Origin of the sequence: Streptomyces luomodiensis, from assembly GCF_031679605.1 — a bacterium.
Classification (GTDB): domain Bacteria; phylum Actinomycetota; class Actinomycetes; order Streptomycetales; family Streptomycetaceae; genus Streptomyces; species Streptomyces luomodiensis.
Genome location: NZ_CP117522.1, coordinates 7,376,049 through 7,401,160 on the forward strand (window position 1 = coordinate 7,376,049; position 25,112 = coordinate 7,401,160).

Annotated in this window: 18 protein-coding genes; 13 read left to right on the forward strand and 5 right to left on the reverse strand. The window is 73.3% G+C overall.

The annotated features are described in order from the left end of the window. Positions 1–121: 121 nt before the first annotated feature. The 5 genes from PS467_RS31145 (at position 122) to PS467_RS31165 (ending at position 7,345) form a co-directional block, all read left to right on the forward strand. Positions 122–1,261 (forward strand): serine hydrolase domain-containing protein, encoded by a 1,140-nt coding sequence (locus PS467_RS31145; protein WP_432280765.1) that lies wholly within the window; start codon positions 122–124, stop codon positions 1,259–1,261. Positions 1,262–1,701: 440 nt separating this feature from the next. Continuing rightward, complete coding sequence (locus tag PS467_RS31150) at positions 1,702–3,159, forward strand: dihydrolipoyl dehydrogenase family protein (protein WP_311037995.1); 1,458 nt, start codon at positions 1,702–1,704, stop codon at positions 3,157–3,159. A gap of 303 nt (positions 3,160–3,462) precedes the next feature. Beyond that, positions 3,463–5,010 (forward strand): protein phosphatase 2C domain-containing protein, encoded by a 1,548-nt coding sequence (locus PS467_RS31155; RefSeq protein ID WP_311037996.1) that lies wholly within the window; start codon positions 3,463–3,465, stop codon positions 5,008–5,010. A 92-nt stretch (positions 5,011–5,102) separates the two neighbouring features. Further along, a complete protein-coding gene (locus PS467_RS31160) occupies positions 5,103–6,845 on the forward strand; it encodes a pyruvate dehydrogenase (protein WP_311037997.1) in 1,743 nt (580 codons plus the stop codon). Positions 6,846–6,937: 92 nt separating this feature from the next. Continuing rightward, positions 6,938–7,345, forward strand: coding sequence for a VOC family protein (locus tag PS467_RS31165; protein WP_311037998.1), 408 nt, complete (start codon positions 6,938–6,940; stop codon positions 7,343–7,345). A 120-nt stretch (positions 7,346–7,465) separates the two neighbouring features. On the opposite strand, the gene PS467_RS31170 is transcribed toward PS467_RS31165, so the two are convergent. Next, complete coding sequence (locus PS467_RS31170) at positions 7,466–10,651, reverse strand: alpha-mannosidase (RefSeq protein WP_311037999.1); 3,186 nt, start codon at positions 10,649–10,651, stop codon at positions 7,466–7,468. 252 nt (positions 10,652–10,903) lie between these two features. On the opposite strand from PS467_RS31170, the gene PS467_RS31175 reads away from it, so the two are divergent. Further along, positions 10,904–11,320, forward strand: coding sequence for an ATP-binding protein (locus PS467_RS31175; protein WP_268975010.1), 417 nt, complete (start codon positions 10,904–10,906; stop codon positions 11,318–11,320). Positions 11,321–11,456: 136 nt separating this feature from the next. Here PS467_RS31175 and PS467_RS31180 read toward each other — a convergent pair whose 3' ends face one another. Continuing rightward, positions 11,457–12,617: a DUF2637 domain-containing protein gene (locus PS467_RS31180; protein ID WP_311038000.1), complete on the reverse strand. Its 1,161-nt coding sequence runs from the start codon at positions 12,615–12,617 to the stop codon at positions 11,457–11,459. A 374-nt stretch (positions 12,618–12,991) separates the two neighbouring features. On the opposite strand from PS467_RS31180, the gene PS467_RS31185 reads away from it, so the two are divergent. After that, a complete protein-coding gene (locus PS467_RS31185) occupies positions 12,992–13,651 on the forward strand; it encodes a GntR family transcriptional regulator (RefSeq protein WP_268977164.1) in 660 nt (219 codons plus the stop codon). A gap of 122 nt (positions 13,652–13,773) precedes the next feature. Next, positions 13,774–14,229, forward strand: a complete 456-nt coding sequence (locus tag PS467_RS31190; RefSeq protein WP_311038001.1) for a collagen-like domain-containing protein — start codon at positions 13,774–13,776, stop codon at positions 14,227–14,229. Here PS467_RS31190 and PS467_RS31195 read toward each other — a convergent pair. After that, a complete protein-coding gene (locus PS467_RS31195; RefSeq protein WP_311038002.1) occupies positions 14,203–15,084 on the reverse strand; it encodes a hypothetical protein in 882 nt (293 codons plus the stop codon). The two genes, PS467_RS31190 and PS467_RS31195, sit on opposite strands and share 27 nt — an antisense overlap. 124 nt (positions 15,085–15,208) lie before the next feature. Next, a complete protein-coding gene (locus PS467_RS31200) occupies positions 15,209–16,963 on the reverse strand; it encodes a PucR family transcriptional regulator ligand-binding domain-containing protein (protein ID WP_311038003.1) in 1,755 nt (584 codons plus the stop codon). 233 nt (positions 16,964–17,196) lie between these two features. Here PS467_RS31200 and PS467_RS31205 point away from each other — a divergent pair, with 233 nt between their 5' ends. The 5 genes from PS467_RS31205 (at position 17,197) to PS467_RS31225 (ending at position 24,130) form a co-directional block, all read left to right on the forward strand. Next, positions 17,197–18,087, forward strand: coding sequence for an FAD binding domain-containing protein (locus PS467_RS31205; protein ID WP_311038004.1), 891 nt, complete (start codon positions 17,197–17,199; stop codon positions 18,085–18,087). Further along, positions 18,078–18,611 carry a (2Fe-2S)-binding protein gene (locus tag PS467_RS31210; RefSeq protein ID WP_311038005.1) on the forward strand — a complete coding sequence of 178 codons (534 nt, stop codon included), beginning with the start codon at positions 18,078–18,080 and terminating at the stop codon, positions 18,609–18,611. Before PS467_RS31205 ends, PS467_RS31210 begins: the two co-directional genes overlap by 10 nt. Before the next feature lie 2 nt (positions 18,612–18,613). Beyond that, positions 18,614–21,004 carry a xanthine dehydrogenase subunit D gene (gene pucD, locus PS467_RS31215; RefSeq protein ID WP_311038006.1) on the forward strand — a complete coding sequence of 797 codons (2,391 nt, stop codon included), beginning with the start codon at positions 18,614–18,616 and terminating at the stop codon, positions 21,002–21,004. Positions 21,005–21,109: 105 nt separating this feature from the next. Further along, entirely contained in the window at positions 21,110–22,261 is a 1,152-nt protein-coding gene (locus PS467_RS31220) for an XdhC family protein (RefSeq protein ID WP_268975017.1), read from the forward strand. A gap of 156 nt (positions 22,262–22,417) precedes the next feature. Beyond that, positions 22,418–24,130 carry a glycoside hydrolase family 6 protein gene (locus PS467_RS31225; protein WP_311038007.1) on the forward strand — a complete coding sequence of 571 codons (1,713 nt, stop codon included), beginning with the start codon at positions 22,418–22,420 and terminating at the stop codon, positions 24,128–24,130. Positions 24,131–24,142: 12 nt separating this feature from the next. Here PS467_RS31225 and PS467_RS31230 read toward each other — a convergent pair whose 3' ends face one another. Next, complete coding sequence (locus PS467_RS31230; RefSeq protein ID WP_268975018.1) at positions 24,143–25,036, reverse strand: phosphatidylinositol-specific phospholipase C; 894 nt, start codon at positions 25,034–25,036, stop codon at positions 24,143–24,145. Positions 25,037–25,112: the final 76 nt, after the last annotated feature.

The window sequence follows — 25,112 nt, forward strand, 5'->3', positions numbered from 1 at the left end:
CTGACGGCGTCGGCCATACATACCGGAGCCGTCTCGGCGGCGTACCCCCACGGGCATGAGTCTCGCCCGGGTGGCACACCGGGGCCGCCTGGCCAGCAACATCGACGAAGGACAGCGCGCCATGATCACAATCCACGGTACGTCCGAGCCCCGCTTCGCGGGCCTACGGGAGTCACTGCGGCAGAACATCGCATCCGGTGAGGAAATCGGCGCCTCGCTGGTCGTGGACATCGACGGTGAGCGCGTTGTGGACCTGTGGGGCGGGCACCGCGACGTCGCCCGCACCGCCGCCTGGGAGGAGGACACCCTCACCAACGTGTGGTCGATCACGAAGACCGTCACCAGTCTCGCTGCGCTCATGCTGGTGGACCGGGGCGAACTCGACGTGTACGCGCCAGTGGCCCGGTACTGGCCCGAGTTCGCCGCAGGCGGCAAGCGGGACGTCGAAGTCCGTCATCTGCTCTCCCACACCTCCGGTGTCTCCGGGCTCGAGCAGCCGGCGACCGTGGAGGACCTGTACGACACGCGCGGGGCGGCGGCCCGGATGGCCGCGCAAACCCCGTGGTGGAAGCCGGGCACAGCCTCCGGCTACCACGTGATGAACTACGGGCACCTCATCGGGGAACTCGTGCACAGGATCACCGGCCGGTCCCTGCGGCAGTTCGTCGCCGAGGAGATCGCCCGCCCGCTGGGAGCGGACTTCCAGATAGGCGTAACCGAAGCGGACTGGACGCGTGTCGCGGACATCGTGCCGCCGCCCCCGCTGCCATTCGATCCGGCGGCCCTCGGGACAGCCGGTCCCGCCTACAAGACCCTGATCGGCCCGGCGGTGGCGGCGGTAACCGCGAACACCCCGGCCTGGCGGGCCGCGGACATCGGTGCGGCGAACGGCCACGGCAATGCCCGCTCCGTCGCACGCATCCTGTCCGCGCTCGCCTGCGGCGGTCAGGTTGACGGCATCCGGCTGCTCAGCGAGAAGACGATCGACCTCATCTTCGACGTGCAGGCGGACGGCGTCGACCTCGTCAATGGCCTGCCGTCTCGCTGGGGTGTCGGCTTCGCATTGCCGAAGAAGGACACCCTGCCCTGGATCCCTGACGGCAGGATCGTGTTCTGGGGCGGCTGGGGCGGCTCGATGATCATCGCGGATCTCGACCGGCGCATGACCATTTCCTACGTCATGAACAAGATGGGACCGGGCATCCTCGGCTCCGACCGCAGCGCCGCCTACGTCCGAACCGTCTACGACCAGCTGCCCTGATCAGGGCATGTTCCGACTGATGACATGACGCTCCGGGGGGCGACGGCGTGAACCGGCCTCGGGAACATCGGTACAGCGGTTGGCGCTGACATTGATCAGCGGTCGAGGAGCTGGCGGTGCACGGCGGGGACGGCGGTGACGCGCAGGGTGTAGCCCTGGCCGCGACGTATGGTCACCCCTTGGTCGAGCGCGGCCCGCCCATCCACGGCCGTTCGCTCACCACGCTGTCGACGACCAGTGCCACCTTCGGATTCGCCCCGGTGTTGCGCCACACTCATACGATCACTGTCGCGCGACCGGGTCCCGCGCGCATCAGCCGCGGGACCCGCACCGCCTACGCCACATGGGCTCGGCCGGAACGCTGATTCGGATGGCTGTGTGCGGTAACTCGACGCCGCGATGGCGCCGAGACGGTGATACGAGCGAGAGAGCGGGTTGCGATGAACCAGGCCACGGACGAGTACGACGTCATCGTGCTGGGCGCGGGCCCGGTCGGTGAGAACCTGGCCGACCGGACCCGTGCCGCCGGGCTCTCCACGGTGATCGTGGAGCGTGAGCTGGTCGGCGGTGAATGCTCGTACTGGGCCTGCGTCCCCAGCAAGTCGCTGCTGCGTCCGGTGCTCGCGCGGGCCGAGGCCCGCCACGTGCCGGGGCTGCGGCAGGCGGTCGGCGGACCGCTGTCGGCGGCCGATGTCCTCGCCCACCGGGACAAGCAGGTCGGCCACTGGAAGGACGACGGTGCGCTCCCCTGGCTGGAGTCGGTCGGGATCGACCTGGTGCGCGGTCACGGGCGGCTGGTCGGGCCGCAGCGGGTCGCGGTGACACCGCCGGACGTATCCGACGGCGGCGGCGCCGAGCGGATCCTCACCGCCCGGCACGCCGTGGCCGTCTGCACCGGGACCCGGGCCGCGCTGCCCGACCTGCCCGGTATCGCCGAGGTCCGCCCCTGGACCAGCCGGGAGGCCACCAGCTCCGGCGTGGTGCCGGAGCGGCTGGTCGTGGTGGGCGGCGGTGTGGTGGCCGCCGAGATGGCCACGGCCTGGAGCGGCCTCGGCTCGCGCGTCACCATGCTGGTGCGCGGCTCCGGGCTGCTGACCCGTATCGAGCCGTTCGCCGGCGAGCTGGTGGCCGAGACGCTGAGGGAGGCCGGGGCCGAGATCCGCACCGGTACGTCGGTGAAGGGCGTCGCCCGGCCGGGCGGAGCGGAGGGGCCGGTCACGGTGACCCTGGAGAACGGGGAGCGGCTCGAGGCGGACGAGGTGCTGTTCGCCACCGGGCGCGCCCCGCGCACCGAGGATCTGGGCCTGGAGACGGTGGGACTCGAACCGGGCGGCTGGCTGTCGGTCGACGAGACCTGCCGGGTGCGGGACGTACCGGGCGGCTGGCTGTACGCGGTGGGCGACGTCAACCACCGGGCGCTCCTCACCCACCAGGGCAAATACCAGGCACGGATCGCGGGCGCGGCGATCGGGGCCCGCGCGCGGGACGTCCCGCTGCTGGACACGGACCGCTGGGGCGCGCACGCGACCACGGCGGACGAGGCGGCCGTCCCGCAGGTCGTGTTCACCGACCCGGAGGTCGCGGCGGTCGGCCTGACCGCGGAGCAGGCCGAGGCCGAGGGCCGCAGCATCCGCGTCGTCGACTACGACATGGGCCAGGTCGAGGGCTCGGTGCTGTACGGGGACGGCTACCGGGGCCGGGCCCGTATGGTCGTCGACCTGGACCGGGGCCATCCGATCGGCGTCACCTTCGTGGGTCCGGGGGTCGGCGAACTGCTCCACTCGGCGACGGTGGCGGTGGCGGGCGAGGTCCCGATCGAGCGGCTGTGGCACGCGGTGCCGTCGTTCCCCACGATGAGCGAGGTATGGCTGCGGCTCCTGGAGGCGTACCGGGGCTGACGGCGCCTCCGTCTCTGCGGAACCCCTCGCCCTGCCGGGCCCTTCGGACAGCGGGGGCCGGGGGCGGGGCTTCCCTCTCCGGCCCCGGCCCGGAGGTGCCCTCTGGCAGCGTCCGGACCCCTGTCGGGCGGATCGGGTGCGCTCGTCGCGGGGGCCGGCGGCTCCCGGACACGGCGACGGTTCGCGGGGCCGGGGCTCGCGGGCGGAGCCGCTCTCCCGGCGGAGCTCGAGCGCGTCTCGGGCGGGCCTCGTGCCGGTCAACGCGTGGTGTTCCCGTGGTGCCTCCCTGTGGACAATGTGGGGATGAGTCAGCAGGGCGACCGACGCGGTCAAGAGGACGACTGGTGGGCCGAGTTGTACGACCCGCGGCGTTCCGACGCGGGGCCCGCGGCGGCCTCGGACTCCGTGGACGACCGGTTCGACTCGGCCTCCCGCACGCTCACCGGCGACGGGGACGCCGGTGACCGGAGACCGGCCGCGGGCGCCCCCTGGGGGCCGTGGGCGGGACAGCCGGGCGGTGCCGCACCGGGCTCGGACGCCGGCGCGGGAGGTGGCCCGCAGGGGTGGCGATCTCCCGGCGGCGAGGGGCCCGGTGCCGCACCGCCCTCCCGGGAGGGCACGGCGCGGGACGGCAACTTTGGAGCCGGTCCTGCTCTGGGAGGCATCGCCGCATCCGGAGCCGGTGCCGCGCCGGACCGCACCGCGAAGTCCCGCGTCGCACCAGCCGGCACGGAACCGGGCGCCGCGTGGGACGGCGCGGACCCGGGCGCCACGGCGGAACGTACGGAGCCGGGTACCGCACCAGGCCGTGCGGATTCCCCGGCACCGTCATCGCCACCACCACCGCCCACGCGCGCCGCCGGGCCGCCCGCGTCACCCCGCCCCACCCCGAAGCCCGAGCCCTCCCGGCCCGCCGAGCCGTCCCGGCCTTGGCGGACCGCGGCGGCCTCGTACGTCGGCGACGAGCCGCCCACGTACGAGGCCGAGCCGACCACCCTCCCCGTCGCCGACCCCGAGGACCTGCGGGACCTGGTCCCCGACACCGTGCTGGAGGGCGCCCGCTACGGCACGCTGACGCTCCGGGCCGCTTCGCTGCGCGGAGCCGCGGCCCGCTACCGGGGCGAGCCGCGGCGGGACGCGCTGCTCGCGGCGCGGTTCGGAACCGGGGACAGCGCCCTCGTCCTGGTGGCCCTGGCGAGCGGACCGCGGGCGGCCCCGGGGGCGCACCGGGCGGCGCGTGAGCTGTGCGAGTGGATCGCCGGGGCGGTCGGCCGCAATCGGATCCGGCTGACGGAGGACATCCACACCGCCAACCGCGGCGCGCTCAGCGCCGGACTGCACCGGCTCACCGGCCGTGCCTACGGGCGGCTGCGGGCCGGCGCGGCCGTACGCGGCCTGGCCGCCGCCGACTGCACCGCGTCGGTGCGCTGTCTGCTGCTCCCGGCGCATCCGGCCTGCCGCACCCGGGTGTTCTTCGGCGTCGGCGACGGCGGGCTGTTCCGTCTGCGGGGCGGCGTCTGGCAGGACCTGGAACCGGCCGGGGACACCCCCGCACCCACCGAGCCCGAGCCCGAGCAGCCCGAGCACAGGGCCGACCCCGACCCCGACCACGCTCCCGCCCCCGGACCGTTCCGCTTCCGCACCTCCGTAGCCCGGCCGGGCGACACCCTTCTGCTGTGCGGCGCGGGCCTCGCCGAGCCCCTGCGCGGCGAGGCCGCCCTCGCCGACCACTTGGCCGCACGCTGGGGCGCGGCGGAGCCGCCGGGCCTGGCCGCGTTCCTCGCCGACACCCAGACCGGGGTGAAGGGATACGCCGACGACCGTACGGCGGCCGCCGTCTGGGAGGCGTAAGCGCGGCGTCCATGGGTTGATGGACAAAGGTGACCGAACGAACAAGAGTCACCGATCTCATCGATCCAGGACGAAAGGGATGAGGGCGCGCGATGGCCAAGCAGACCGTGGCGGAGCAGTACGTGGACATCCTGGTGCGCACCGGTGTGCGGCGGCTGTACGGGGTGGTCGGCGACAGCCTCAACCCCGTGGTGGACGCGGTCCGCCGCAACTCCGCCATCGAGTGGATCCAGGTCCGGCACGAGGAGACCGCCGCCTTCGCCGCCGGCGCCGAGGCGCAGCTCACCGGGACCCTGGCCGCCTGTGCGGGCTCCTGCGGCCCCGGGCACGTCCATCTGATCAACGGGCTCTACGACGCCCACCGCTCGATGGCCCCGGTCCTCGCCCTCGCCTCGCACATCCCCAGCAGTGAGATCGGCACCAGCTACTTCCAGGAGACCCACCCCGAGCGGCTGTTCCAGGAGTGCAGTCACTACTGCGAGCTGATCTCCCACCCCCAGCAGATGCCCCGCGTCCTCCAGACCGCGGTCCAGCACGCGATCGGCCGCAGCGGGGTCAGCGTGGTCGCCCTCCCCGGCGACATCGCCGCCCGCCCGGCGCCCGAGCGCGCCGAGGAGCACGCCCTGGTGACCTCCCGGCCCACCGTGCGCCCCGGTGACGCGGAGATCGACCGGCTCGCCCGCATGGTCAACGAGGCGGAGCGGGTGACGCTCTTCTGCGGCCGGGGCTGTGCCGGGGCGCACGAGGAGGTGATGGCCTTCGCCGAACTGGTGAAGGCGCCCGTGGGACACGCCCTGCGCGGCAAGGAGTGGATTCAGTACGACAATCCGTACGACGTCGGGATGAGCGGTCTGCTGGGTTACGGCGCGGCGTACGAGGCCACCCACGAATGCGATCTGCTGATCCTGCTGGGCACCGACTTCCCGTACGGCGCGTTCCTGCCCGCCGAGGTGCGGACCGTGCAGGTGGACGTCCGTGCCGAGCATCTGGGCCGTCGCTCCAAGCTGGACCAGGCCGTCTGGGGCGACGTCCGGGAGACGCTGCGCTGTCTGACGCCGAAGGTGCGTCCGAAGACCGGCCGCCGCTTCCTGGACCGGATGCTGAAGAAGCACGCCGACGCGCTGGAGGGCGTGGTCAAGGCGTACACCCGCAGGGTCGACAAGCACATCCCGATCCACCCGGAGTACGTGGCCTCGGTGCTGGACGAGGAGGCCGCCGACGACGCGGTCTTCACGGTGGACACCGGGATGTGCAATGTGTGGGCCGCGCGCTATCTGTCCCCCAACGGCCGCCGCCGGATGATCGGCTCCTTCACCCACGGCTCGATGGCCAACGCGCTGCCGCAGGCGATCGGCGCCCAGTTCCTGGACCGCCGCCGGCAGGTGATCTCGATGTCCGGCGACGGCGGATTCACCATGCTGATGGGCGACTTCCTCACGCTGGTCCAGTACGGCCTGCCGGTGAAGGTGATCCTGTTCAACAACTCCGCGCTGTCCATGGTCGAGCTGGAGATGCTGGTCTCGGGCCTGCCCGCGCACGGCACGGGCTACCGCAACCCCGACTTCGCCCAGATCGCCCGCGCCGCCGGGGTGTACGGCGAGCGGGTGGAGAAGCCCAAACACCTGCGATCCGCGCTGCGCGCCGCACTGCACCACAAGGGACCCGCGCTCCTGGACATCGTCACGGACCCCAACGCGCTGTCCATCCCGCCGAAGATCAAGGCGGAGATGGTGACCGGCTTCGCGCTCTCGGCCAGCAAGATGGTGCTGGAGGGAGGCGTCGGCAGGATGGTCCAGATGGCCCGCTCCAACCTCCGCAACGTACCGCGCCCCTGAGAAAAACGTGCCCTGATAAAAGCGGGCGGTTTCTGTCCGGTATCCACCGTACGGTCTGTCTCACAGCACAACAGACCTCACGGGAGCACGCCATGCACTTCGCTTCGATCCGCGTCATCACCGAGGACGTCGCCCGGATCGTCGAGTTCTACGAGAAGGCCACCGGCGTGGTGGCGAAGCGGCATACGGACGACTTCGCCGAGATCATCACACCGGGCGCGACCCTCGCCCTCGCGAGCACCCGGACGGTGCGGGGGCTCGGGGCGCGGGCGCCCCGGCCGGCGGCCAACCAGAGTGTGATCATCGAGTTCCGCGTCGCCGATGTCGACCTCGCCTACGAGCGGCTCAAGGAGTCCGACGTCGAGATCGTGAACGAGCCCATCACACAGCCCTGGGGCAATCGTTCGCTGCTGATCAGGGACCCGGACGGCAACATGGTCAACTTCTTCGCCCCCGTCACCCCGGACGCCCTCGAGCGGTACGAGCAGCGGGACCGCTGACGCCGCACGGCGTCCGGGTGCCGATGAGGCGGCGGACGGTCGCCCGGCTGGCGCGCAGCGGACGACCGCCCGTCGTACAGCCCCCGTCAGTCCCCCGTCAGTCCCCGTCAGCCCTCGTCGTCAGCCGGTCACCGGCCGCAGCCGCAGCGTGAGGATCTGGTGGGGGCGCAGGGCCAGGGTGAGGCCGGCCGGGCCGGTGGGGGCCTCGTGGAGGGGGCGCTCCAGCAGGTCCGTCACATCCGCCCCGAGCACCGGGAAGCCGGTGACCAGCGTGCCCGCCGCTCGGCCGCCGTGCGACTCGTACAGCCGGACCACCACATCGCCGCTGCGGTCCTCGGCGAGCTTGACCGACTCGACGGTGATCGCGGGGTTGTCCACGGTCACCAGCGGTGCCCGCTCGGCCGGTCCGGCGGGCAGGGTGCGCAGCGGCAGGTTGAGGGCGAGCCCTTCGGCGACCGCCTCGGCGACGCCCGCGCCGGGCAGCAGGGCGTAGCGGAAGCGGTGGACGCCCAGGTCGGTCTGCGGGTCGGGGCTGTGCGGGGCGCGCAGCAGGGTGAGCCGCACGGTGGTGCCCAGCACCTCGCCCCCCTCCGGGTCGCCGTCCGTGGCGCCGCGCGTGTCATGCGCCGTACGGGTCACGTCGTGGCCGTACGTGGAGTCGTTGAGCACCGCGGCCCCGTAGCCGGGCTCGGCGACCCGCAGCCAGCGGTGTGCGCAGATCTCGAAGCGGGCCGCGTCCCAGCTGGTGTTGGTGTGCGTGGCGCGGTCCACATGGCCGAACTGGATCTCCGCGGTGGACACCCGGGCGTGGATGTCCAGCGGGAACGCCGCCTTGAGGACCTTCTCCGACTCCTGCCAGTCCACCTCCGTGGCGATGTCGAGGCGGCGGTTGCCCGCGGCCAGCGTCAGCTCCTGGGTGATGCGGGAGGCGCCGAAGGACCGTATGACCCGCACCGTGGCGCGCAGCGGACCGGACTCGACCAGCTCGACGGACTCGGCGTCGGTCAGGTCGGTGTGGCTGCGGCGGTAGTGCCGGTCGATGTCCCAGGCGTCCCACTGGTTGGGGTGGTCGGGGTGGAGCTGGAGGAGGTTGCCGCGGGCGCCCGGGGCCAGCACCTCACGGCTCGCGTCCAGGTCCAGCACCGAGGTGAGCAGCCCGTCGGCGTCGATGGTCACCCGCAGCCGGTCGTTGTCCAGGACGATGGACTGACCGTCGCTCAGGGCGGTCACCGGCGGCGCCCCCTGCGGCGCCCCGGCGGGGGCGGTGGCCCCCTGCGGGGCGGCGCCGACGGGGGCCGCGCCCAGCCCGGCGACCCGTACCGCGACCGCCGTACGGCCGTCACCGAGCGGCTGGACCGGGGCCCCGGACGGCAGGGCGGCCGCCGTCTCCGCGTCCAGGACGGCGATCTCCTCGCGTTCGTAGGGCGAGGCGTTGAGCACGGTGGGCCGGTCGCCGCCCAGCGCCGCCACCGCGTCCGCGACGATGCCCTCCAGCTCGGCGCGCACCTTCTGGTAGGTGTCCCGGGCCTCGCGGTGCACCCAGGCGATCGACGAGCCGGGCAGGATGTCGTGGAACTGGTGCAGCAGCACCGTCTTCCAGATCCGGTCCAGGTCGTCGTACGGATAGGTGTAGCCGGGGGCGTGCAGCGCGGCGGCCGTGGCCCACAGCTCGGCCTCGCGCAGCAGATGCTCGCTCCGCCGGTTGCCCTGCTTGGTCTTGGCCTGGGTGGTGTACGTGGCCCGGTGCAGCTCCAGATACAGCTCGCCCGACCACACCGGCGCCTTGGCCGCGTACTCCCGCTCGGCCTCCTTGAAGAACTCCGAAGGTGGCTGGATCTCTACGGTCGGCGAGCCCTCCAGGGAGGCGAGCCGCCGCGCCTTCTCCAGCATCTCGCGGGTCGGGCCGCCACCGCCGTCGCCGTAGCCGAAGGGCACCAGCGAGCGGGTCGCCAGCCCCTTGTCGGCGAAGTTCCGTTCGGCGTGGGCCAGTTCGGCGGCGCTGAACTGGGCGTTGTAGGTGTCCACCGGCGGGAAGTGGGTGAAGACCCGGGTGCCGTCGATGCCCTCCCACCAGAACGTGTGGTGCGGCATCTTGTTGGACTGGTTCCACGACAGCTTCTGGGTGAGGAACCACTTCACCCCCGCCAGCTTGGCCAGCTGCGGGAAGGCGGCCGTGTAGCCGAAGGAGTCCGGCAGCCAGATCTCCTCGGTGTCCACCCCCAGCTCCTCCAGGAAGAACCGCTTGCCGTGCACGATCTGCCGGGCCAGCGCCTCGCCACCGGGCATGTTGGCGTCCGATTCGACCCACATCGAGCCCACCGGCGCCCAGTTGCCGTCCGCCACGGCCTTCTTGATCCGCTCCCAGATGTGCGGCTGGTGCTCCTTGACCCAGGCGTACTGCTGCGCCTGTGAGCAGGCGAACACCAGCTCCGGGTACTCATCCGCGAGGGCGGTGACGTTGGCGAAGGTCCGGGATGCCTTGCGCACCGTCTCGCGCAGCGGCCACAGCCACGCCGAGTCGATATGGGCGTGCCCGGTGGCCGAGACCCGGTGCGCGCTGGCGTGCGCGGGACGGCTGAGCACCTCGGTCAGCTCGGCGCGGGCGGCGGCCGCGGTGGCGGGGACGTCGTGCAGGTCGAGCGCGTCCAGCGCGTTCTCCAGGGCGCGCAGGATCTCATGGCGGCGCGGCCGGTCCGGCGGCAGCTCGCGCATCAGCTCGGACAGCACCTCGATGTCCAGGACCAGATGCCAGACGGTCTCGTCCAGGACGGCCAGCTCCGCCGAGGCGAAACGGTACAGCGGCTCGTCACCGGCGGTCAGCACATCGCCGAGCCGGGTCGGGGTGAAGCCGTCGCGCAGCACGGAGGGGTTGGCGGCGGCCTCCAGCAGCAGCGCCACGGGTTCACCACCGGCCGCGGGGGCCGCGACCGGGACATGGCGGTTGCGCGGATGGACACCCTTGATCGGCACGCCCTCGGCGTCGTACACCAGCCCCTCGGCCTGGAACCCCGGGCCGTCGTCGGTGAAGCCCGGATCGATGACCGCCTCCACCCGCCGCCCCGCCCACGCCTCGGGCACCGTGCCCTCCAGCCGGAACCACCAGGTCGACCACGGGCTGCCCCAGTCCGTGCCGGGGGCGAACGGCTCGTACGTGCCGGCCAGCGCCTCCGCGACCGGCACCGGCTCACCGGGGACCCGCCACGCGGACAGGCCCAGCGGCACCCGGGCCGTGTACTGGGCGGGCCTGATGAACTGGCGCAGCGCGCGGTCCAGGCGCCCCTCCACCAATGATCGGTCGTCGTGCATACGGCTCCTCGGCTCGGGCTCGGTGGATCACTCAGCGGATCACTCCGCGGATCACTCCCAACATTTCCCGCGGTGTGTGGGCGGCAACACGCGGGCATGCATTTCCGTGAGCGTGTTCGACGACATTCGACGCTGGCCGCCGCCAGGGGGCGGCCGGGGCGGGGGAGGATGAAGCGTCAGCCTGTACGGCCCGGCCGGGTGCGCGGACACGGCCGGCCGGATGCGAGGGCGAAGGCTGCGGAGGCTGTCCCGGTGGAGCGTGGCCCGGTCCTGACCAAGCGATTGGCGCACGGCGATCTCGCGGCGGTCGCGGAGGTCCGCGCGGAGCTGCGCCGGCTGCTGCGGCACTGGGGCGGGCCCGGCCGGGCCGATCTCGCCGAACTGCTCACCAGCGAACTGGTGACGAACGCGCTGGTGCACACCGACCGCGGCGCGCAGATCACGGCCTCGACGGGGGACGGGCCGGGCGCGCGCGTCACCGGCCGATTACGGGTGGAGGTGCGGGATTTCGTCTCCCGGCACCCGACGCTGCGCGACCGGCCCGCCGAGGACAGCACGTCCGGGCGCGGACTGCTGCTGGTGCATACGCTCGCGGACGCCTGGGGCGTGCGGGCGCACGGGGTGGGCAAGGTCCTGTGGTTCGAACTCGAAGCCGAAGGTGTTCCGTAGCCGCGCTCCGCGACCGGTGCGGACGCCGTCCGCGGGCGCCCTCCACGGGTCGCCGTGGGTTCGCCGCGGACGCGTGAGGCGTTACGGACCCGCCGAGCGGCGGGCGAGGACCGGTGTCCCCGCCCTGGCCGCCCGTTCAGCCGAAGGCGCGCTCGATCTGCGCCAGCTTCTCCTCGAGGGAGTCCAGCCGCGGGATGGTGAGGGTGTCGTCCTCGGCCGTGAGGTCGATGGTGCGGGGGCGGTCGGCCTCGGCGTCCTTGTCCTTCTCACCGAAGCCGAAGCTGAAATCCCGCTCGCGCTCATTGTCCCGGTCGCGGTCCAGGACGCCGGTCCCGGACTCGGCCGCGCCCGCGGACCGCAGGGCGGGCCGGGGGGAGGCGGCGGACAGCTGAGCCTGCTCCGGGGCTCCGGCGGGTTCCAGCACCTTCTCCTCTATAGCAGGCTCCGAACTGAGCTGCGCGGGCGGCGGGGTGGCGGCGGTGACCTCCACCTGACGGCCGCCGCGCCGGCCCCACATCCGGTGCTGCCGGTTGATCGCCCGGATCCGGGCCCGGTCCAGCTTCTCCTGGTCGCGCCGGCGGATGCGGTCGTTCTCCTTCTTGCGCCGGTCCTCCCGGACCTCCTCGACCGCCTCGTCCAGCGTCCGCACACCCTCGAGCAGCATCAGCGACCACGCGGCGAAGGTCTCACGCGGAGCGCGCAGCCAGCGGACGACGCGGATCTGCGGCAGCGGCCGCGGCACCAGGCCCTGCTCGCGCAGCGCCGCCCGGCGGGTCTGCTTCAGGGCCCGGTCGAAGAGGACCGCCGCCGAGAGCGACATGCCCGCGAAGAACTGCGGGGCGCCCGCGTGGCCCCCGCCGCGCGGCGCGTGCACCCAGTTGAACCAGGCCGCCGCACCCGCGAACAGCCACACCAGCATCCGCGAGCCGAGCGCCGCGTCACCGTGGCTGGCCTCCCGCACCGCCAGCACCGAGCAGAACATCGCCGCGCCGTCGAGCCCGAACGGCACCAGGTACTCCCAGCCGTTGGTCAGCGCCAGGTTCTCCCGCCCGAAGCCCACCAGGCCCTGGAAGGAGAGCGCGGCGGCCACGCCGGCACAGCAGAACAACAGAACATAGGAGGCCATCCCGTAGATGGCCTCCTTACGGCGCCGACGCTCCTCGCTGCGCTCCCAGGAGTCGGTGGTGACGCCCTCGTCCTTCTTACGTCGTCCGCGCGCGAGGACAACGGCCGCCCCCACGACGCCGGCGAGCGCCACGACGACTGGCAGAACCAGCGATATGTCGGTCAGTCTCATCCGGTGCCCCTTGATTGGCTTTCATGAAGTTCTGGCCGCAGTGCGGCCTACCGCGCGCGACATCCTGGCGGGTTCCTGTCGGGCCTCAAGCGGTTTTGGGACAAGAGGCCGCCAAGTGTGCGGGGGGACACGCGGTGAGGTGCGATACGGTCCGAACACTCGCGCTGTGCAAGCGGCTTGATTGTATTCACGGAACCTGATCGCGGGTAATCCGGCTGATCACCATGCCTGTCGGCGTACGGTCGTGTACGAGGCGCAACGTTACCGCCGCCTTAAATGCCGTTTACAGGCTTTTCCCGGGCGCGCCCTGGCGCATATCGTTTCGATGGAACGTCAGGAGGACCGGAGTGAAGCAGTCCGAAGCACCGGCGGCGATGGGGCCGCTGGCCTCCGGTGTGCCCGCGGGACGCAGGTCCCCGCGCCGCCACTCGGTGCGCGGCCAGATCCTGGACGCCCTGCGGGACGCGCTGGCCGGGGGCGAGCTGACCCCGGGCGAGGTGTACTCCGCCCCGGTCCTCGCCGAGCGCTTCGGCGTCTCTCCCACCCCGGTACGGGAGGCCATGCAGCAGCTCGCGGGGGAGGGCGCCGTCGAGGTGGTGCCCAACCGGGGCTTCCGGGTCTCCCGCCGCAGCGAGCGCGAGCTGGCCGAGCTCGCCGAGGTGCGGGCGCTGCTGGAGGTGCCGGTGCTGCTCAGCCTGGCGCAGGCGATCGCGCCCGAGCGCTGGGCCGGGCTGCGGCCCTTCGCCGAGGCGACGGCGGCGGCCGCCGCGAAGGGCGACCGGGCCGCCTATCTGGAGTCGGACCGCACCTTCCACCAGACCGTTCTCGGGTTGGCCGGAAACCAGCAGCTCGTGATCGTCGCCGACGATCTGCACCGCCGCGCCCAGTGGCCGCTGGCCTGCGGCCGGGTGACCCGCACCGCCGACCTCGTCGCGGACGCGGAGGAGCACATGGCCCTGCTCGACGCCCTGACCGCCCGCGATCTCGACACCGTGGAATCCCTCACCCGCGCCCATTTCGCCCCGACGGTCTGACTGGCCCCGACGGCCTGGCTGGCCCCGACGGTCTGACCGGTCCCGAGCGTCTGACCGGTCCCGACGGCGTGGTTGGCCCCGAGCGTCTGGCTGGTCCCGACGGTCTGACCGGTCCCGACCGTGTGACCGGCCCCGACGGCCTGGCTGGCCCCGAGCGTCCGACCGGTCCAGACGGTCTGACCGGCCCCGAGCGTCTGATCGGCCCCGACGGCCTGATCGGCCCCGACGGCCTGATCGGCCCCGACGGCCTGATCGGCCCCGACGGCCCGACCGGTCCCGAGCGTCCGACCGGTCCCGAGCGTCCGACCGGCCCCGACAGTCTGATCGGCCCCGGCCGCCTGACCGACTCCGACGGCCCGACCGGTCCCGAGCGTCCGACCGGTCCCGAGCGTCTGATCGGTCCCGACGGCCTGACCGGTCCCGAGCGTCCGACCGACCCCGACCGTCCGACCGGTCCCGGGGCCGCCGTCGTCGGCCCCGTCGCACGGCCGGGGGAACGGCCGAATCCGGTGGGTGGGCGAGCGGCCAACGGCGCCCCGGCCGGGGGCGTGTCAGCCGAGGGGGTCCGTGGGGGCTAACTGCTCCGCGAGCCAGACCGGGACGCCGCCCAGCAGGCGGACCAGCCGGGCCGCCTCGGTGCGCATCCGGGTGGCCTCCTCGGGGTCGGGCACCACATCGGCCAGGGCGGCCAGGGCCGGGGCGATGCCGACCAGATAGCCCAGCTCCTCACGGATCCGCAGCGACTCGGCGAAGCCGTGGCGCGCGTCGCTCAGCTCGCCGTCGGCCTCCGCCATGGCGGCCAGATGCCGCCAGGTGAACGACCGCAGCAGGGTGTCGCCGTGCGTCGCCGCGCCCGCGTGGGCGCGCTGGAAGGCGGCCAGCGCGCCGGTCGGGTTGTGGGCGAGGTGCTGGGAGATCAGCCCGCGCCGGAAGTCCAGCAGCGGCCGGATCGGGGAGCCCGGTGAGAGCAGCGCGGCGGCCCGGCCGAGCGCGGTCCGCGCCTCATCGGCCCGGTCCCGCACCCCGAGCAGCGTGGAGGCGTACGCCAGATAGCCGCGTTCGCACGCGGTCGCGCCCCGCTCGGTGTCGGTGAGCGCGAGCGCCTCCGCCGCCCGCAGGGCGTCCTCGGCCGCGTCCCACCCCGTGGCGGTGTACATGCACCGCTCGATCAGGACGGCGCCGCGCTTGAGCGCGGCCGCGGCGTCGTTCGCCGCGCGCGGGGTGAGCAGTTCGGCGGCGTCCTTCCACAGGCCGCGCGAACGCAGCCGCCACACCGCCGTATCGAGTGGGTCTTCCACGAGCGGGTCGTGTGCGCGCCCCGCCCGTGCCTCGGAATGGGAATCTGACGATCCAGGTGGTGACATGGCGGTGTCCGCCACATTGCCCTCCCCAAGCGCGCCATCGAGCCGGAAGCCGTGGGCGAATCTCAGCATGAATGCGCGCGCCCGGCCAAGAGGTTGGTGTGAAAGAATTCACAAACCCCTGGCAAGAGTGACGGTGTCTTGGCGCGAAGGGGGGAATGCCCGGGGCGCGTGATCGGGCCGCGCCCGCCGGGCGTCAGCTCATCCGCAGGGCGAGGAAGAAGTCCAGCTTGTCCTCCAGGCGTGAGAGTTCACGCCCCGTCAACTGTTCGATCCGGCCGATCCGGTAGCGCAGCGTGTTGACGTGCAGATGCAGCCGGGTGGCGCAGCGCGTCCAGGAGCCGTCGCAGTCCAGGAACGCCTCCAGGGTCGGGATCAGCTCGGCCCGGTGGCGCCGGTCGTACTCGCGCAGCGGGTCCAGCAGCCGGGCGGTGAAGGCGCGCCGCACATCGTCCGGGACGAAGGGGAGCAGCAGGACGTGCGAGGCCAGTTCCTGGTGTCCGGCCGCGCAGACCCGCCCGGTGCGCGCGGCGGCGACGCGCCGGGCGTGCCGGGCCTCCTCCAGGGCGCCGCGCAGCCCGTCGGCGGAGTGGACGGCGGCGCTGACGCCGAGGGTCAGCCGGCCGTCGCCGTCCAGGCCGCGGGAGAGCGGCTCCCGGACGGCGGTGAGCAGCGCGTCGGCCCGCAGTCCCTCGGTGTGGTCCGTGACGTCGTCCGACGGGCCGTCGGTGAGCGCCGGGAGCGGTACCAGCGCGACCGCCTCGCCGCCGGAGTGCGCCACCGCGATCCGGTCCGAGGGCTCCGGGCCGGACGTCCACGGGTCGACCAGGATCTCCTCCAGCAGCGACTGGGCGGCCCGGCCGCTGTCCCGGGCGCCCCCGTCCGCGCCGTCCCCCTGCTCGGGACCACCCTGCTCGGGACCACTCTGCTCCGGGCCGCCCGGCCCCGGACCGGCGTCCCACTCCACCCGGGCCACCACCACCTGCCAGTGCGGCGCCGTGCCGAGCCCCGGCAGCAGCACCGGGGCGGCCACCCGCAGCCGGGCGGCGATCTCGGCGGGCGGCGCGCCCGTCCGGACCAGCTCCAGCACCTCCTGGGCGAGCCTGCGCCGCACCGTGCGGGACGCGTCCCGCCGGTCGCGCTCGACCGCGATCAGCTGGGTGACCCCGTGCAGCAGGTCCAGCCGCTCCTCCGGCCATTCGTCGGCGTCCGCGCCGACCACCAGCAGCCAGTCGGACAGCACGGTCTCGCGCACATCGTCCCCGGTGTCCCCGTCGCGGATGGGGAAGAGGGAGTACGTCACGCCGTCCGCGCCGGTCACCCGGTGCGGGCCGCGGCGCCCGGCGCGCCGGGCGGCCAGATGCTCGCCGGCCAGCTGGGCGCGGACCGCGGCGGGTGGCTCCGCGGCCGCCCCGGCGGCCGGGCCCGCGATCCGGCGGCCGGTGGGGGAGAGCACCCACGCGGCCAGGTCCAGGTCGGAGCGGAGCAGGTCCAGGACCGCTTCGGGGCCGCCGCCCGCGGGCCCCGGGGTCATCAGCCGGCGGTGCCGGTCGACGACGGCCGCGAGATCCCCGGCCCGCTCACCGGAGACCTGGCGCACCACATGCTCGGTGATCGTGGCGAACGCGACGTCCTCGACCACGGAGAACAGCGGCATCCGGTGCCGTCCGCAGGCCAGCACCAGGTCCTCGGGCACGTCGCCCAGCTCCGCCTCACCCGCCGCGAGACCCGCCACCCCGGCCGCCGCCAGGATGCGGACGAACCGCTCGGAGTCCTCCGGCGCGCGCCGCCAGGCGAGCCCGGTGAGCACGAGTTCACCGCCGGAGAGATAGCGGCTGGGGTCGCGCAGATCGGTCGTCATCACGCCGCGCACGGTACGGTCCAGCTCGGCCTCGCCGCCGAGCAGCCGCAGCCCCAGGGCGTCGTTCTCCAGCAGTGTGCGCAGCCGCATGTGATGCCAGCCGATCTCGTCTTCGTGTTGCCGGTCGAATACCGCGGGGTTTCGATGCCCCGCCGTTCGTTCGAATCTACAAGACCTGCCCGCTGGCCAGCCAATTGCTTCATGCCTTCGGTGACTGCACCAGATGGCCCACGCCTCGGTCTACTGGCCTGGAGCCGGGTGCAGGGTTCCGGGGAGGCCGATGCCCGCGCCCCGCCCGCCGACGACGCGAAAAGAGAGACCCCATGGACTTCCTGCGCCCCGCCGGCTGGGAGGAGGCGCTCGCCGCGAAGGCCGAGCACCCCACCGCCGTGCCCATCGCGGGCGGCACCGATGTGATGGTCGAGATCAACTTCGATCACCGGCGCCCCGAGTACCTGCTCGATCTGAACCGCGTCCGCGAACTGGCCGAGTGGGAGGTCACCGACCGTACGGTCCGGCTGGGCGCGGGCGTGACGTACACCCGCGTCATCGAGGAGCTCCGGGCCGAGCTGCCGGGGCTGGCGCTCGCCGCGCACACCGTGGGCTCCCCGCAGATCCGCAACCGCGGCACCGTCGGCGGCAACCTCGGCGCCGCCTCGCCCGCCGGGGACGCGCATCCCGCGCTGCTGGCGGCCGGGGCCGAGGTGGAGGCGGCGTCGGTGCGCGGCACCCGGCTCGTCCCGGTCGAGGAGTTCTTCACCGGGGTCAAGCGCAACGCCCTGGAGCCGGATGAGCTGATCCGGGCGGTGCACATCCGGCGGGCGGACGGTCCGCAGCAGTTCTCCAAGGTCGGCACCCGCAACGCCATGGTCATCGCCGTGTGCGCCTTCGCTATCGCGCTGCATCCGCGCACCCGCACCGTGCGCACCGGGATCGGATCGGCCGCGCCCACGCCGGTACGGGCCCGGGAGGCCGAGGAGTTCCTGGGCGCGGCGCTCGCCGAGGGCGGCTTCTGGGACGGCGGCGCACCCCTGGACCCGTCGGCCGTCCGGCGGTTCGCCGAGCTGTGCGCCGGGGCGTGCCGCCCGATCGACGATGTGCGCGGCACCGCCGCGTACCGCCGCCACGCGGTGGGGGTCATGGCGCGGCGCACGCTCGGCTGGGTCTGTGAGGCGTACCGCGAGGGAGAGGGGAGGACCGCACCGTGCGCGTGAACATCACGGTCAACGGGCGGCCGTATGCGGCCGACGACGTCTGGGAGGGCGAGTCCCTGCTGTACGTGCTGCGCGAGCGGCTGGGCCTTCCCGGCTCGAAGAACGCCTGTGAGCAGGGCGAATGCGGTTCCTGCACGGTCCGCCTGGACGGGCTGCCGGTGTGCGCGTGCCTGGTGGCGGCGGGCCAGGCGGAGGGCCGCGAGGTGGTCACCGTCGAGGGGCTCGCGGACCACGCCCGGCGGCGGTCCGCCGGCGGGCAGCCGTCCGAGGCCGGCCGGGCCGGGGAGGCCGCCCCGCCGGCCCCCGTCCAGCAGGCGTTCATCGACGCCGGCGCCGTCCAGTGCGGCTTCTGCACCCCCGGGCTGCTGGTGGCCGCCGATGAGCTGCTGGAGCGCAACCCCGACCCCTCCGACGCCGATATCCGCGAGGCGCTCTCCGGCAACCTGTGCCGCTGCACCGGCTACGAGAAGATCCTCGACGCGGTCCGGCTCGCGGCCGCCCGCACCACCGGGGAGGCGGTCTGACCATGGCAGCCGTCCGCACCGCCAGTGCCCCCCTCACCCAGGCCGCCGGCGTCGGCGGGGGAGTCGTCGGCGAGTCCGTCCCGCGCCCCGACGGCATCCTCAAGGTGACCGGCGAGTTCGCGTACTCCTCCGATCTGTGGCACGAGGACATGCTGTGGGGCTTCACCCTCCGCAGCCCGTACGCCCATGCGGCGATCCGGTCCATCGACACCGCCGGGGCACTCGCCCTGCCCGGGGTGTACGCCGTGATGACGCATGCCGACCTGCCCGCCGAGACCCACTACGGGCTGGAGATCCGTGATCAGCCCGTGCTCGCGAAGGACCGGGTCCGCTACCACGGCGAGGCGGTGGCGATCGTCGCCGCCGACCACCCCGAGACCGCCCGCCGGGCCGCCGCCCTGATCGCGGTGGAGTACGAGGAGCTGCCGCTGGTCGTCGACGAGGCCACCGCCACCGCACCGGACGCCCCGCTGCTCCACCCCGGCCGCACGGACCACCACGCCGCCCACGTCCCGCACCCCAACATCGTGCACCGCCAGCCGGTCCGGCGCGGCGATGTGGCCGCCGCCAGGGCCCGCGCCGATGTGGTGGTCCGCCGGGACTACGAGGTCGGCATGCAGGACCAGGCGTTCCTCGGCCCGGAGTCGGGGCTCGCGGTGCCCGCCGAGGACGGCGGGGTGGACCTCTACATCGCCACCCAGTGGCTGCACGTCGACCGCGATCAGCTCGCCCCGGTCCTCGGACTGCCCGCCGACAAGGTGCGGCTGACGCTGTCGGGGGTGGGCGGGGCGTTCGGCGCGCGCGAGGACCTGTCGATGCAGGCGCACGCCTGTCTGCTGGCGCTGCGCACCGGAAAGCCCGTCAAGATCGTTTACAACCGGTACGAGTCGTTTTTCGGCCATGTCCACCGCCACCCCGCCAAGCTCACCTACGAACACGGCGCGACCCGCGACGGCACGCTGCTCTACGTCCAGTGCCGCATCGTCCTGGACGGCGGTGCGTACGCCTCCTCCTCCCCGGCGGTCGTCGGCAACGCCGCCTCCCTGTCGATCGGCCCCTATGTGGTCGAGAACGTCGACGCCGAGGCCGTCGCGCTCTACTCCAACAACCCGCCCTGCGGTGCGATGCGCGGCTTCGGCGCCGTCCAGGCGTGCTTCGCCTATGAGGCGCAGATGGACGCGGTGGCGGCCGAACTCGGCATGGACCCGGTGGAGTTCCGGCAGCGCAACGCCATGTCCCAGGGCGCCACCATGCCCACCGGACAGCTGGTCGATTCCCCGGCCCCGGTCGCCGAGCTGCTGCGCCGCGTCAAGGCGCTGCCGCTGCCGCCCGAGCGCGCCTGGGAGGCGGCGGGCGGCCCCGTGGACGTACGGGCGCTGCCGGGCGGACTGTCCAACACCACCCACGGCGAGGCCGTGGTGCGCGGTGTGGGCTACGCGGTCGGCATCAAGAACGTCGGCTTCTCCGAGGGCTTCGACGACTACTCCACGGCCCGCATCCGGCTGGAAGTGATCGCCGGCGAACCGGTCGCCCTGGTGCACACCGCGATGGCCGAGGTCGGCCAGGGCGGTGTCACCGTGCACACCCAGATCGCCCGCACCGAACTGGGCGTGGACCGGGTCACCCTGCACCCGGCCGACACCCGGGTCGGCTCGGCCGGCTCCACCTCCGCCTCCCGGCAGACGTACATGACCGGCGGCGCCATCAAGCACACCTGCGAGGCGGTACGGGAGGAGGTGCTGCGCCGCGGCCGCGCACGGTTCGGCGCCGCCCACCCCGCGTGGGCGGCGCCCGAGCGGCTGCGGCTGGCGGACGGCAAAGTGGTCACCGACGGCGGCGAGGCGATCGGCGACCTCGCCGAGATCCTCGGCGAGGAGGCGATCGACCTGGAGCGGGAGTTCCGGCACCGGCCGACCGAGCCGTTCGATCTGGGCACCGGTCAGGGGTTCGGCCATGTGCAGTACTCCTTCTGCGCCCATCGCGCGGTCGTCGAGGTGGACACCGAGCTGGGCCTGGTCAAGGTGGTCGAGCTGGCGGCCGCGCAGGACGTGGGCAAGGCGATCAATCCGCTGTCGGTCGTCGGGCAGATCCAGGGCGGTTCGACGCAGGGACTCGGGCTCGCCGTGATGGAGGAGATCGTCGTCTCGGCGGACGGGGCGCGGGTGCGCAATCCGTCCTTCACCGACTATCTGATCCCCACCGTCCTCGACACCCCGAGCATGCCGGTGGAGGTGCTGGAGCTGGCCGACGACCATGCCCCGTACGGGTTGCGCGGCGTCGGCGAGGCGCCCACGCTGTCCTCGACCCCGGCCGTCGTCGCCGCGATCCGCGCGGCGACGGGCCGCCCGCTCCACCGCGTCCCGGTCCGTCCGGAGCATCTGACCGGCACCTGAGCCGCCGGTCCGGGGCAGAACGGGGACCTCCGGCGTTCCGGGGCAGATTTCGCGGGCCCGGTGCGTTGACGCGGGTAACCGACGTGCCCCAAGGAGCTGATCACCATGCTGGACATCGCCGCCGAGCTGCACCGCTGGTGCGAGGAAGGACGGGATGTCGCCGTCGCCACCGTGGTCTCCGTGGGCGGCAGCGCGCCCCGGCAGCCCGGTGCCGCGCTCGCCGTGGACGCCGAGGGCACGGCGATCGGCAGCGTGTCCGGCGGCTGTGTCGAGGGCGCGGTGTACGAGCTGTGCCAGGAGGCGCTGCGCACCGGCGAAACCGTACGGGAGACCTTCGGCTACTCCGATGAGGACGCCTTCGCGGTGGGCCTGACCTGCGGCGGGGTCATCGATGTGCTGATCAGCCCGGCCCCCGCGGCCGACCGCCGGCTGCGCCCGGTGCTCGCCGCCGCCGCGTCCGCCGCCGCCGACGGCCGGACGACGGCACTGGCCCGGATCGTGGACGGCCCGCCCGAGCTGCTGGGCCGCGCCCTGCTCGTCCGCCCGGACGGCGACTGGGACGGCACCCTGGGCGGCCACCCCGAGCTGGACCGTACGGCGGCCGCGGAGGCCCGCGCCCTGCTGGACGCCGGGCGCACCGCGACCGTGGTCATCGGCGCCGAGGGAAGCCGTTGCGGGCGCCCGGTCACCCTGCTGGTCGAGTCCAGCGTGCCGCCACCGCGCATGATCGTCTTCGGGGCGGTGGACTTCGCGAGCGCGCTGGTGCGGATCGGGAAGTTCCTGAACTACCACGTCACGGTCTGCGACGCCCGTCCGGTCTTCGCGACCGCGCACCGCTTCCCGGACGCCGACGAGGTCGTCGTCGACTGGCCGCACCGCTATCTCGAGCAGACCGAGGTGGACGCCCGGACGGTGCTGTGCGTGCTCACCCACGACGCCAAGTTCGACGTGCCGCTGCTGGAGCGGGCGCTGCGGCTGCCCGTGGCGTACGTCGGGGCGATGGGCTCCGCCCGCACCCACCGGGACCGGCTGCGGCGGCTGCGCGAGGCCGGTGTGGGCGAGCCGGAACTGGCCCGGCTGCGCTCCCCGATCGGGCTCGACCTCGGCGCCCGTACGCCCGAGGAGACCGCGCTGTCCATCGCGAGCGAGATCGTCGCGAACCGGCGGGGCGGCAGCGGTACGCCGCTGACGGGCGCGCGGACACCGATCCACCACGACACCCGGACGTCCTCGGAGCGGATGGAGCCGGTTGCATGAAATCGCATCAGCTCACATGAGGATCGTCTGACATTCGGTCACTCCTGGGCGGGAAAAACCCTCCGCCACCTGGCAGAGCCTGCTATGCCGGGCGCCGGTTCCTGAGTGAGAGTCAGAAACCGACCTTGGTCCTGCCGCCCCCTCTGGAGTGCGCCCGTGCGTAAGAGACGCAAGATTCTCACCCTGTCGACGGCCGTCGTGACCGCGGCCACCCTGCCCCTGCTGATGAGTCCCGTGGTGAGCGCGGCCGGATGGGAGGACGACACCGAGTCCTCGCACCTGACCCGCCTCTACGCCCCGCCCCCCGACCGGGACGCCTACCGTCAGGTGGCCCGGCTCGCCTGGCAGGGCGACTACCGCGAAGCCGCCGGGCTCATGGCCATGCTGCGGACGCCGCACGCGCTCTGGTACGGGGACGAGACCCCGGGGCGGGTCAAGCGGCTGGTCCGCAGGGCGACGCGGAGCGCCCGCTGGCAGGGGACGCTGCCGGTGCTCACCCTCTACAACATCCCGGGCCGTGACTGCGGCAGCTACTCGAGAGGCGGAGCGGACGGCATCGCCGCGTACGAGGCGTGGATCGACGCGGTCGCCGAGGGCATCGGCAACCGCAAGGTGATCATCATCCTCGAACCCGACTCGCTGGCGCTGCTGCCCTCCGAATGCTCCGGCGCGGACACCGAGAGCGAGAGCGAGAGCGAGACCGAGCCCGAGAGCGAGACCGCGGACGCGGCCGGGACCGATGGGGCCGCCGCCGAGGAGCAGTCGGCCGCCGAGGAGCAGTCGGCCGCCGAGGGGCAGTCGGCCGGGGAGCGGCCGGGCGAGCTGCCGCCGCTGCCCGACCCCGACGCGTCGACGGCCCCGCCCGCCGACCAGGAGGCCGCGCAGACCCCGGACCCGCAGACCTCGAACCCGCAGTCCCCGGACTCGCAGTCTCCGGCCCCGCAGTCCCCGGCCCCCCAGACCTCCGCCTCTCGGAGCCCCGCCCCCGAGCCGTCCGGCGGCGAACAGCCCGGCACCCTGCCCGAGCTGCCCCCGCTCCCCACGCCGCCCGAGACCTCCGGCTCCGAGGGCTCCGCGAGCCCCGAGAGCCCCGAGGACCCACAGAACTCCAAGGACCCCAAGGACTCCAAGGGCCCCGAGGACGCCGACACCGTGGGCGACGCCCCGGAGGTCGAGGACGCGCAGACCGCCGCCCGCTACTCCGAGATCAACTACGCGGTCGACGTCCTCACCGCGCACGGCAACGCGTCGGTGTACCTGGACGCGGGCCACGCCGGCTGGCACTCCGTCAGAACCATCGTGCCCCGTCTGATCAAGGGCGGGATCGACCGGGCCGACGGCTTCTCCATCAATGTCTCCCACTACCAGACCGACCAGGACAGCTCCTGGTACGGGCGGCTGGTCTCCTCCTGCCTCGCCTACGCCGACCAGGGTGGGGACCCCGAGGACTGTGCCGACCAGAGCTGGTCGCGGTGGCACGCCCGGCGCTGGATGCGCGACCACGTACCGTTCGACCCCGACCGTATGAAGCACTTCGTCACCGACACCAGCCGCAACGGCCAAGGGCCCTGGACCCCCAGGGCCGGTGCGCACCTCGACGCGCAGTCATGGTGCAACCCGCCGGAGCGCGGTCTGGGCAGGCGCCCCACCACCCGTACCGGCAATCCGCTGCTGGACGCCGTGCTGTGGGTGAAGACGCCGGGCCAGTCGGACGGCCGGTGTCTGCGCGGCACGGACGGGCCCTTCGACCCGGAGCGGGGGACCGTCAACCCCGAGGCGGGGGAGTGGTTCCCCGAGCAGGCCCTGGAGCTCGTGCGCTACGCGGACCCGGCGGTCACCATCCGCCGGATCACCGGCCGCAGATACTGACCGCCATCGCCGTCAGCCCGTCGGATTGTGCCGGACGAGGGCGTCGACCAGGCCGGACGTGGTGTTCGGGAAGTCCATCGGAACGATCCCGAGCCCCGTCCAGCCCTGTGCCTCGGCGCCCTCCAGGAACGACTTCACCTGCGGGTTCAGCCGGTCCGCGTTGGAGCGCGGCGGCAGCAGGGCGGCGGTGGACACGTAGTTGATGAAGAGCTTGCCGGGCTGGGCCGCCGCCTTGCGGAACTGCGCCTCGATCTTCGGGTACTTGCCGATCGGCTCCGCCATGTAGTCGTCCTGGATGTCGAAGAGCGCCCCGTCGCCGTACCGCACCCCCGGCATGTTGTCCGAGTCGGCGAGCAGTACCACCCTGCCCCGGGCCTCGCCCAGGGTGGGGAGGGTGCCGTCCAGGCGGAAGAGTGAGCGCCAGCCCTTGTCGTCCAGGTAGATGTCGAAGATCCGGCGGAACTCCGCGGCGCTCTCCTCCGAGTACTCCTGCTTGACCCGCATCAGCACGGTCTCCGACGGATGCGCGGAGAGGAAGGCGCGGCAGGCGCCGAGCACATCGTCGAAGTTGAGGTTCTGGTAGGAGGCGCCGTGGTGGATGGGGAAGGCGTTCTCGAAGGCGCGGCAGCGGATGTCCAGGAAGCGGATGCCGCTGGTCAGCTGGTCGGCGATGACGCTGTTCTGACACTCCGTCCACGGCCCGCCGAAGCGGGCGCCGGAGTCGTGGGTGCCGGGCAGCGTCAGCCGCTGGACCGGGGTGGAGTCGGCGATGGCCGACAGCCAGTCCTCGGCGGCCAGTGGCCGGGCCGGCGCGGCGGCCGTGGCCGTCGCGGCACCGCCGGCGGCGGTGACCAGCCCCACGGTGGACAGCGCGGCCGCGCCCCTGAGGAACCCTCGCCGGTCCATACACACTCCTGTCGCTCGCCTGTTGTGTCGTGCACATGGCATCCAAGCACAGGCGAACGAGGAGGGACTACGGAAA

What these genes read in the sequence shown, in the direction of transcription:
- PS467_RS31145 (WP_432280765.1), top strand. Translation starts at nt 122, where the DNA reads ATGATCACAATCCACGGTACGTCCGAGCCCCGCTTCGCGGGCCTACGG.
- PS467_RS31165 (WP_311037998.1), top strand. Translation starts at nt 6,938, where the DNA reads ATGCACTTCGCTTCGATCCGCGTCATCACCGAGGACGTCGCCCGGATC.
- PS467_RS31160 (WP_311037997.1), top strand. Translation starts at nt 5,103, where the DNA reads ATGGCCAAGCAGACCGTGGCGGAGCAGTACGTGGACATCCTGGTGCGC.
- PS467_RS31150 (WP_311037995.1), top strand. Translation starts at nt 1,702, where the DNA reads ATGAACCAGGCCACGGACGAGTACGACGTCATCGTGCTGGGCGCGGGC.
- PS467_RS31170 (WP_311037999.1), bottom strand. Translation starts at nt 10,651, where the DNA reads ATGCACGACGACCGATCATTGGTGGAGGGGCGCCTGGACCGCGCGCTG.
- pucD (WP_311038006.1), top strand. Translation starts at nt 18,614, where the DNA reads ATGGCAGCCGTCCGCACCGCCAGTGCCCCCCTCACCCAGGCCGCCGGC.
- PS467_RS31230 (WP_268975018.1), bottom strand. Translation starts at nt 25,036, where the DNA reads ATGGACCGGCGAGGGTTCCTCAGGGGCGCGGCCGCGCTGTCCACCGTG.
- PS467_RS31200 (WP_311038003.1), bottom strand. Translation starts at nt 16,963, where the DNA reads ATGCGGCTGCGCACACTGCTGGAGAACGACGCCCTGGGGCTGCGGCTG.
- PS467_RS31180 (WP_311038000.1), bottom strand. Translation starts at nt 12,617, where the DNA reads ATGAGACTGACCGACATATCGCTGGTTCTGCCAGTCGTCGTGGCGCTC.
- PS467_RS31205 (WP_311038004.1), top strand. Translation starts at nt 17,197, where the DNA reads ATGGACTTCCTGCGCCCCGCCGGCTGGGAGGAGGCGCTCGCCGCGAAG.
- PS467_RS31195 (WP_311038002.1), bottom strand. Translation starts at nt 15,084, where the DNA reads ATGCTGAGATTCGCCCACGGCTTCCGGCTCGATGGCGCGCTTGGGGAG.
- PS467_RS31220 (WP_268975017.1), top strand. Translation starts at nt 21,110, where the DNA reads ATGCTGGACATCGCCGCCGAGCTGCACCGCTGGTGCGAGGAAGGACGG.
- PS467_RS31185 (WP_268977164.1), top strand. Translation starts at nt 12,992, where the DNA reads ATGGGGCCGCTGGCCTCCGGTGTGCCCGCGGGACGCAGGTCCCCGCGC.
- PS467_RS31155 (WP_311037996.1), top strand. Translation starts at nt 3,463, where the DNA reads ATGAGTCAGCAGGGCGACCGACGCGGTCAAGAGGACGACTGGTGGGCC.